Here is a 9,172-nt window from a genome sequence, read left to right as displayed (position 1 = left end):
AGCCATCGTTTCCAATGGTTATCCCCCACATCAGGGCAATTTCCCAGACTTTACTCACCCGTCCGCCGCTCGACGCCGAGAAAGCAAGCTTTCTCTCGTTTCCGCTCGACTTGCATGTGTTAGGCCTGCCGCCAGCGTTCAATCTGAGCCATGATCAAACTCTTCAATTAAAGTTTTTGTGACACGATGTGTCGGCTCAATGAATACTGCTTTTTGTCTCTGCTTAAAAGCAGACGCAAAAAGTGACATTACATAAGTAATGTTGAATTGACTGTGCTCTTATTGAATCACAGTTACCTGTATCCAACTTGATTTGGTCACTCGATTCACTGATAAAATCTTTTTGGATATTTATCGACGAGTGCCCACACAGATTGATTGGTCTATATTGTTAAAGAGCGATTCTTCCAAACGTTCTCCGTTCGAAGTGGCGGCCATTCTAACGGGATAAATCCTAGAGTCAAACACTTTTTAGAGATGATTTGGATTTTTTTATGATTTGCTGTTTTTTCAAACAAACTTACTGATCTTCAGTATCAAAAAAGTACGAAATCCGTGAACGAGGGTTCAAATACTCACGCACTTTATCCGGTAGTTTCGCTGGTAGAATAACATTAACGATGGTTAACTCTCTTTCTGCCAAATCAACAATTGGTGCTTCGGTTCTTGGAACGGACGGATCATAAATCAGGACACTCGGATAGAGTAAATCATTTGAATTAATCGAAATCACCAATCCGACCATCTCATTTGACAACTGCACAACCGTTCCCGGTGGATAGACGCCCATAAACTTGACTAAAATACTTAAATTATCAAAGTTGTATAAATTCCGGCAGTTTTTATACAAATGTGACAAGGCGGCATAAGGAATTTTTTGTTCATCGACAATATTGCCATGGCACAATGAATCAAACGCATTGGCAACAGCAATAATTTGTGCTAATTCGTCGATCTCATCACCTTTCAGCCCTTCGGGATAACCGGAACCATCCATATGCTCATGATGCTGACCAATCACCCGTTTGGCACTCTCAGGAAACCCTTCTATGCCATTGGCAATATCAATCCCATAACGTGTATGTTGCTTGAGATAGTTTTTCTCCGGTTCAGTGAGCGGGGTTTGTTTGCGGACAATTGCAGCCGGGACTTTAATCTTGCCAATATCATGAAACAGCGCAGCAAAAGCTAACTCTTTGATCTTCTCTGCATCAAATCCTTTGACCCGGCCAATCATCATCGCAATCACAGACACATTCAGAGAATGAAAATAGATGTCTTCAAACTCACTTTTACTATTCATCAGATGGAGCGTTACACTTTCTTCAGCCAGTAACTCATCCACAACATCCGCTACTAATTGAGATGCTTCATCGACAGCATCATGAGGTCGGTTACGAATTTTATTCATGACACTTCGAATCCGCGCCAAAGATCGCTCGAACTCTTTTTCACAACGAACCACACGACGACGATAGGCTTTCAGCTTATCAATCCGGTTTTCTTTCTCTTCCCAGAGTTTTTTCGCCTCATCATCAATCGCGGACTCATCGATTTGATGCTCCCCATCGGGTTCAGAGGCTTGCAAAGGTAATGGTTGTGTATCACTTTGCGCCGGATTCAAATAAACATGCTGAATACCAAGATGCTTAATAATATTAATCTGATCTTGGTTCTTAATTTTAAAGCTGTTGAGCAGAAATGGATGATCATTCCACTTCACGGGCAAGCGGATATGTAATCCCGGCTGTAATCTGTCTACTGTAATTTTAATATTTGCCACAATCGAATTAATACTCTCAATCTGTAAGAACTATCCATAACTTTTACATTGTAGATGTAACAGTGTGCAGGTGCATACGATCCACAAGTCAGTCTGGTATTCGTCGACCAGAACACTAGCGAATCAATAAAACAACGCTCTACTGTATGATAAAAAACTCAATAATTAAAAGGAATCAGAATCACATAATTGATGTAATTTGAAAAAATAATCAAGCAAAAAGTAAAGTTCAACAGGGGAATAAATGAGTGGCTGATTTGATTAATATGGTGTGGCGCATATGCGCCACACCATATAGATAGGAAAAGGGAGCCTTAGCTCCCCTATAAAAAATTAAGTTTATCCTTCTACGTTCAGCACTTTTTGTGTACAAATATGACCGAGAGTCACACCTGGGACTTCAGAACCACCGACACCAATTGAAGTTCCCGGTACCTTAATGCTCCATATTCCAGCATCAAAACCGGTCCGGTAGGTGACTTTATGATTATAAACATAAGCTTCTTGAATCACTTCAAATTCAACTTCACAATTGTTTCGTCCGACGATTATCTCTCCTTTCGCAACCCCTTGATTGTTGGTATAGGCGCCAACAACTGTAGGTTCATAGAACGGATAAAAATATTGTTCACTTTGATAGTCATACTTAAAAACATTGAGATCATAATAGAAATTAACCGGAGCATTTGCAGCTGGCTGTCCTGTCGAATCAGTCAGTACCACCTGCCAAGTCAGCTTATTATAAACCTGTGTGGTCAAGTAAAGTCCTGTAGGACCGTGACGAAGTATATTAGGCAAATGTGCAGTGTCTTTTAACATTAAACGCACGACATCCGGCTCGCCCTGGACAGAAGATGATTTCATCGATGCCACTGACGGACCGAGCAACACACGATATTGCTTACTCGCATCAACTGTTTTTTCCGGATTATGTTTAACTTGAAGGAGAAGCTGTGTCCCTTCTGTGACAAGATAGTGAGAGGTATTGGCTTCCCGCTCAACAGAGCCACTCAAGACACTTAAGCTAAACAGCCATTGTTTCGGTGAATGACTATCATCAACTTCGATATCAATTTTTTTACCTTTTTCGACCGTATAAAGGTAATAATCCAAATCGGATGCTGAATCGATATTCCCTACAATCATATTACGAGTTTCGGGTAACCGAGTTGAAGTCTGGGGGGTATCATTCGGCTCATAGGTATCGATGTTTGAATCGATTGAAACCCCAAACTGAATGCTGGCATTCTCAGCAGCTTTCGCTTCCATGTACCAGTAATAGTGCCCCGGTTCAACCACTGCGGAAACAACCTCATCCGCATTGCCGGAGTGATCAGACGTACCGACAATGAAAAGCTGGTCATTCGCACCATGCCTGAGCACAGACAGTTTCATATCTGTCGTTTCAGCCTGACCGACTAACAACGCCATAATTTTGGAACGCTTTTTAACCTCAAAGTGATAACAATAGACCCCGTCTTTTTGTACACCACTCAATGTATATAACGTTCCTGCAGCTAATGTGTCACATAAAGGGGTAACGGTATCAGAACCATCTTCAGCCGTCGCAGATAGCATAAGGTTTTGCGCAGATGTTTTCGCTACATGTTCAGCTAAGCCCTCTAATTTTCCGGCCTGAGGCAGAATCGACACTTTATCGGAAAGATCGAGATCAGAAAGGTCGAGCTGCATCGGCACAAAGGTTTGCCGTTGCGCTGACTCAATTGGGGCGACTTTCTGACTAAGCTGTGCATGATCTGCGGAGAGTAGCTGGTCAAAATAAGGGGCATTTTCAGCACCAGCCAGCGCATATCCACTGAAAACACTAGGTAATAATAAAATCCATGATAAATGCTTGCGCATTTCTCCTCCAATAATGAGAAAATAAAAAATAAGAATATCATCTCATATGCAATTCATTTAATCCGACCTGGTGTTTTTTTACTTTATTTGATCATACATATAATAAATTTATATTTATAAAAACAAATGAATCAATAGATGAAACTGATGGATAGATACGAGCAGGCACCCGCTGGCAGATAAGAGATGGAATTGACGATGACAGTATCGATGAATAATTGGCGTTTAGATACAACAAAGCCCCGACGAACGTCGAGGCTTTGTCATTTAAATCATGGTACCGATGGGCGGACTTGAACCGCCACGCCCGAAGGCAACGGATTTTGAATCCGTCGTGTCTACCAATTTCACCACATCGGCATCAGGGGCTACCCCTTTAGTGAGGTGAATTATACGGAAGAAATGAATCAGCGCAATAATAAAAATCGAAAAAAAGCGAAAATTCAATTGATTGTTGATTATTTCACCATAAATGCCAATTTACTCGATTTGCCCTCTTTTTTACCCTCGCAATAATGACTATCCTCTCGATAATTATTTTACTGAGATATAGATAACCGATGTCACATCAACCTCATTTGCAAACCGCAGGCTTTATCCGACGTATTGGTGCACTTGTTTACGATACCTGTCTGATTTTAGTATTGGAAATACTTGCTGCCACTGTCATTGTCCTCATGCTTGAAGCAATGGTTGCCGTTGGGCTGCTCCATTATGGTATCTACAAGGATGTCAGCGGTTTCTTAACACATCATCCATTCTGGAGTTCGGTATTTACCGCTTATCTGGCTATGATTTGGATTGGTTTTTTTGTTTGGTTTTGGACTCAAAAAGGACAAACGCTCGGCATGAAGGCTTGGCGGCTGATGGTCAGCAATGCAGATGGTACGCCCATTACCATCACCCAAGCACTGATTCGTTTATTTACTTCGGGATTTGGCCTCTCGAATCTGACCGTTCCGCTCGATCCTCAGAAACGGGGATTCCATGATATTTGGGCTAAAACCAATCTCTATGTCATCCCCAAAAAAGAGGCGTAGCCCTCTCATATCCACAGAAAGGCTACAATTTCCGACGTAGCAGCGCCAATGCGACTGAGAGAAAAACAATACTGGGGGCGACAGCCCCTATCGCCGGATGGAAGCCATATACCAAACTCAGCGGGCCAAAAAACTCACTGGAGATGTAAAAGGTAAAACCGGCAATCACACCAGACAAGATTCTTGCTCCCATTGTCACGCTTCTCAACGGACCAAAGATAAACGAAAGCGCCATCAGCATCATCACGGCAATCGAAATCGGCTGGGTGACTTTACGCCATAATGCCAACTCATAACGGGATGAATCCTGTTCAGATATTTTCAGATAATGGACGTAGTCATACAGGCCACTGAGGGAAAGTTCTTCCGGTTTGACCGTGACAACCGCCAATTTATTGGGCTCAAGTGAAGTGTGCCACGGATAAGTGGAGAACTGCTGTTTCGAGATAACGACTTCATCACTCATATGGGTGATATGCACGTTTTTCATCTCCCACTGCTGATTAGTTTGTTCATAATCAGCCTCGGTGGCAAAAATGACTTCCTGCAACTTCTTGTGTTCGTCAAAACGCCAGATATTCAACCCATACAGCTTGTCATCACTGACCTTATTAATAAAAATAAAATCATTGGTATCTCTGGCCCAAACCCCCATACGAACAGAAAGCAGTTGCCCCCCGGATGTCGAAAATGCACGTAAATCGCGCGCCATCTTCTGCGCTTGAGGCGCGCCCCACTGTCCCAATAAGGTAATCACAATCATCAATGGCACTGCCGTTTTCAGTACCGAAAGCCCGATATCCAGTTTGGAAAAACCGGAAGCCTGCATCACCACAAGTTCAGAGCTGGCTGCCAGCATCCCAAGACCAATCAAAGCCCCCAGCAAAGCCGCCATCGGGAAAAACATTTCGATATCCCGGGGAATACTCAACACCACAAAATACAGCGCCTTAATCAAGTCATAGCTTCCCTGCCCCACTTTTCGCAGTTGTTCAACATACTTGATAATTCCGGATAAGCCGACAAAAGTGACCAGAACCAAACTGGTTGTCGCAATGATCGTTCGGCCGATGTATAAATCTAAAATCTTAAACACGACTTGCCACCTTTCTCTGTCTGTACCGATCCTTTAAGCGGCGGACAAATACACTATCTAGGCTATTAATGAATAGAGCGGTAATTAACAATGCGGCATTCAACGGCCACATCCCGACAGCCGGGGGGATCCCACCATCTTCAATCGCTGATTTCGTTGCGCTGATGGCTAAGAAATAAGTCAGATACACCAAAATAGCGGGTCCCATTTTAGCAAACCGTCCTTGCCGTGGGTTCACAGCAGAGAGCGGGACAACCAGCATGGTCAACAATGGAATACAAACCACCAGAGAAATCCGCCACTGTAACTCCGCCTGCGCATGACTATCCGGATTCCTCAGCAGTTCCAGCGTCGGGATGGCTTCCCAGTCACGTCCCCGGCTTTCAACCTTGCGCTGACCAATCAAACCTTCATACTCATCGAACTTGGTCACCATATAACTGACCTGCGTCGGAACGCCTTCATACCGCGTACCGTGCTTCAAACTGATGATCTGACGGCCATCTTTGAGCTCTTTTACACTTCCGGAATCAGAAAAAATCACACTGGGGAGGATCGAATCTTTTGGTGTCAGCTGCGCGACAAACACATTGCGTAATTTCTTATCTTCAATATCATCAATGAAGACCACGGAAGAACCATCCGGTGTGCGCTGGAAGTGCCCTTCCTGAAGTAAATCAACACTATTCTCAGCCGCAAGCTGATCCATCAGTTGCGCTTCACGATCTTGACTCCACGGAGACAGCCAGAGTGAATTCATGGCAGCCGCACTGGCAGTAATAATCGCCAGATACAGTGCCGCACGCACCAGAAACTTATTACCGATACCGGTTGCATTCATCACCGTGATTTCACTTTCCGCATACAGTCGGCCAAAGGTAATCAAAATCCCGATATATAAACTGAGTGGCAGCATCAACTGCCCCATCGCTGGCATATTCAATCCAACGATCGAAAAGATCAACCTGGCAGGGATCTCGCCGTCGGATGCATCCGCCAGAACACGGATAAATTTTTGGCTCAAAAACACTAAAAAGAGGATGAAAAAAATCGCCAACTGGCTTTTTAGTGTCTCTCGGATCAAATATCTAACGATAATCACACTGAAATTACCTATGAAAAACTTGTTTTTTTAATCGAATCACTATAATTTTTCGTTGAAACATGTATTTTTTAAAATCTTATGCCTCTCGGGAAGCTGAGTAAAAATGATTCGGATTTCGCTGTTGTTCAGCCAGTAAGAGTGCATTATCTACGATTTAGTTCTATTTGTCTTCACGATGTAGGAGTACGCATGGAGTTTAGTGTAAAAAGCGGCAGTCCGGAAAAGCAACGCAGCGCATGTATCGTTGTCGGAGTATTTGAACCACGCCGGCTTTCTCCAGTTGCTGAACAGCTTGATAAAATCAGCGATGGCTATATCAGTTCATTGCTACGACGCGGTGACCTGGAAGGAAAACCGGGACAGATGCTTCTGCTGCATCAGGTTCCGGGCGTTCTTTCCGAACGCGTGTTGCTTGTTGGCTGCGGGAAAGAAAGAGAATTGGGAGAACGTCAGTACAAGGAAATTATCCAGAAGACGATTAGTACCCTCAACGAAACAGGCTCAATGGAAGCCGTATGTTTCCTGACCGAACTGCATGTCAAAAGTCGGGATACCTACTGGAAGGTTCGTCAGGCTGTCGAAGCAACCAAAGATAACCTGTACACATTTGATCAGTTTAAGAGTACCAAACCTGAAACGCGCCGTCCGCTGCGCAAGCTGGTATTCAATGTGCCGACTCGCCGCGAGCTAAGCCTCGGTGAGAAAGCGATCAATCATGGCCTAGCGGTCTCTTCCGGAATTCATGCCTGTAAAGACCTCGGTAACATGCCACCTAATATTGCTAACCCGGCTTATCTGGCTTCTCAGGCGCGTCGCCTCGCTGATGATTATCCGAGTGTCACTACGAAAATTATCGGCGAAGAGGAGATGGAAAAACTCGGTATGACGTCCTACCTTGCCGTCGGACGTGGCTCTAAGAACGAGTCGATGATGTCGGTGATCGAGTATAAAGGGCATCCGGATCCGGAAAGCAAACCGATTGTCCTGATCGGTAAAGGTCTGACGTTTGATTCTGGCGGTATTTCATTGAAACCCGGTGAAGCCATGGATGAAATGAAATATGACATGTGTGGCGCAGCGTCGGTTTTCGGTACGATGAAAGCCATTGCTGCGTTAAATCTGCCACTCAACGTGACAGGTATTCTTGCCGGATGTGAAAACATGCCGGGCAGTAATGCGTATCGCCCCGGAGATATCCTGACCACCATGTCCGGACAAACGGTCGAAGTGCTGAATACCGATGCAGAAGGACGCTTGGTGCTCTGTGATGTACTGACCTATGCGGAACGTTTTGACCCGGAATGTGTGGTTGATGTGGCGACGCTGACCGGTGCCTGCGTGATTGCATTGGGTCACCATATCAGTGGTGTGATGTCGAATCATAACCCGTTAGCCCATGAGTTGATCAACGCGTCGGAGCAATCCAGTGACCGGGCATGGCGCTTGCCGATTACCGACGAATACCAAGAGCAGTTGAAAAGTCCGTTTGCAGATATGGCCAATATCGGTGGTCGTCCGGGCGGTGCCATTACCGCAGGATGTTTCTTATCCAAATTTGCCAAGAAGTATAACTGGGCTCATATCGATATTGCCGGAACAGCATGGCGCAGCGGTGCACTGAAAGGTTCAACCGGACGCCCTGTACCACTGCTGGTTCAGTTTTTACTCAATCGTAGCGGACTGATCGAGCACGAAGAGTAACTGTATTTTCACTGAGCAGAAGAGGGGCACAGCCCCTCTTCATTTTTTATATTGGTTCAATACGCTGATGAAAACAGCCACATTTTATCTGATATCACCCGATAGCCGTCAGGCACACCCCGAAGGATTTCGGGAATATGTGCTGTTTCTCGCCCAGTATTTTGCCCGACAAGGAGCAAAAATTTATCTGAACTGCCATCACCGTGATGAAGCAGAACTGTTTGCGGAGCTTTTCTGGCAAGTCCCTGCTGAAACCTTTCTGGCACACAACCTCGTCGGAGAAGGCCCCAAAAATGGTACGCCCATTGAAATTGGTTATCCGCAGGTCTCTGCGTCCCGGAACCGGCAAATCGTCATAAATATGGCAGAAAACAAGACAACCTTTGCGGATCGCTTTACAGAGGTGATAGACTTCGTTCCCTGCGAAAAAAATGCCAGACAACTGGCCAGAGAACGGTATAAAATCTACCGTCAAAACGGGTATAAGCTCCAGACCATTGAAATCGCTTACCCATAACTGAAAACATTATTGCTCAGGTTTTCTGCATTCAGAGACCTCAGTCATAACGTTTAATCCCGATTAA

General features: G+C 44.7%; 7 protein-coding genes, 1 tRNA gene and 1 rRNA gene. 3 read left to right on the top strand and 6 right to left on the bottom strand.

Annotation, left to right across the window (positions count from 1 at the left end; translation table 11 throughout):
- The 4 genes from VR7878_RS19370 to VR7878_RS19355 all read right to left on the bottom strand — a co-directional run.
- Positions 1 to 170 (bottom strand): 16S ribosomal RNA (locus VR7878_RS19370); the annotation flags it as partial.
- 350 nt (positions 171 to 520) lie between these two features.
- Positions 521 to 1,783, bottom strand: a complete 1,263-nt coding sequence (locus VR7878_RS19365) for a cyclic di-GMP phosphodiesterase (RefSeq protein ID WP_077337626.1) — start codon at positions 1,781 to 1,783, stop codon at positions 521 to 523.
- Positions 1,784 to 2,122: 339 nt separating this feature from the next.
- Entirely contained in the window at positions 2,123 to 3,646 is a 1,524-nt protein-coding gene (locus VR7878_RS19360) for a hypothetical protein (RefSeq protein WP_077337625.1), read from the bottom strand.
- Between the two features lie 275 nt (positions 3,647 to 3,921).
- Positions 3,922 to 4,006 (bottom strand) — tRNA-Leu (locus VR7878_RS19355).
- 200 nt (positions 4,007 to 4,206) lie between these two features.
- On the opposite strand from VR7878_RS19355, the gene VR7878_RS19350 reads away from it, so the two are divergent.
- Complete coding sequence (locus VR7878_RS19350; protein WP_077337624.1) at positions 4,207 to 4,686, top strand: RDD family protein; 480 nt, start codon at positions 4,207 to 4,209, stop codon at positions 4,684 to 4,686.
- A 22-nt stretch (positions 4,687 to 4,708) separates the two neighbouring features.
- On the opposite strand, the gene lptG is transcribed toward VR7878_RS19350, so the two are convergent.
- Together lptG and lptF are read right to left on the bottom strand one after the other, a co-directional pair.
- Complete coding sequence (gene lptG / locus VR7878_RS19345) at positions 4,709 to 5,782, bottom strand: LPS export ABC transporter permease LptG (protein ID WP_077337623.1); 1,074 nt, start codon at positions 5,780 to 5,782, stop codon at positions 4,709 to 4,711.
- Positions 5,775 to 6,884, bottom strand: coding sequence for an LPS export ABC transporter permease LptF (lptF, locus tag VR7878_RS19340; RefSeq protein ID WP_077337622.1), 1,110 nt, complete (start codon positions 6,882 to 6,884; stop codon positions 5,775 to 5,777). The genes lptG and lptF overlap by 8 nt, the downstream gene beginning before the upstream one ends.
- 192 nt (positions 6,885 to 7,076) lie before the next feature.
- On the opposite strand from lptF, the gene pepA reads away from it, so the two are divergent.
- Positions 7,077 to 8,588, top strand: a complete 1,512-nt coding sequence (gene pepA / locus VR7878_RS19335) for a leucyl aminopeptidase (protein WP_077337621.1) — start codon at positions 7,077 to 7,079, stop codon at positions 8,586 to 8,588.
- Positions 8,589 to 8,655: 67 nt separating this feature from the next.
- Positions 8,656 to 9,105, top strand: a complete 450-nt coding sequence (locus VR7878_RS19330; RefSeq protein ID WP_077337620.1) for a DNA polymerase III subunit chi — start codon at positions 8,656 to 8,658, stop codon at positions 9,103 to 9,105.
- Positions 9,106 to 9,172: the final 67 nt, after the last annotated feature.

The organism is Vibrio ruber DSM 16370 (assembly GCF_900163965.1).
Classification (GTDB): Bacteria; Pseudomonadota; Gammaproteobacteria; order Enterobacterales; family Vibrionaceae; genus Vibrio; species Vibrio ruber.
Note: the sequence above shows the minus strand (reverse complement) of the source record. Positions and strands in the feature narration are given on the sequence as shown.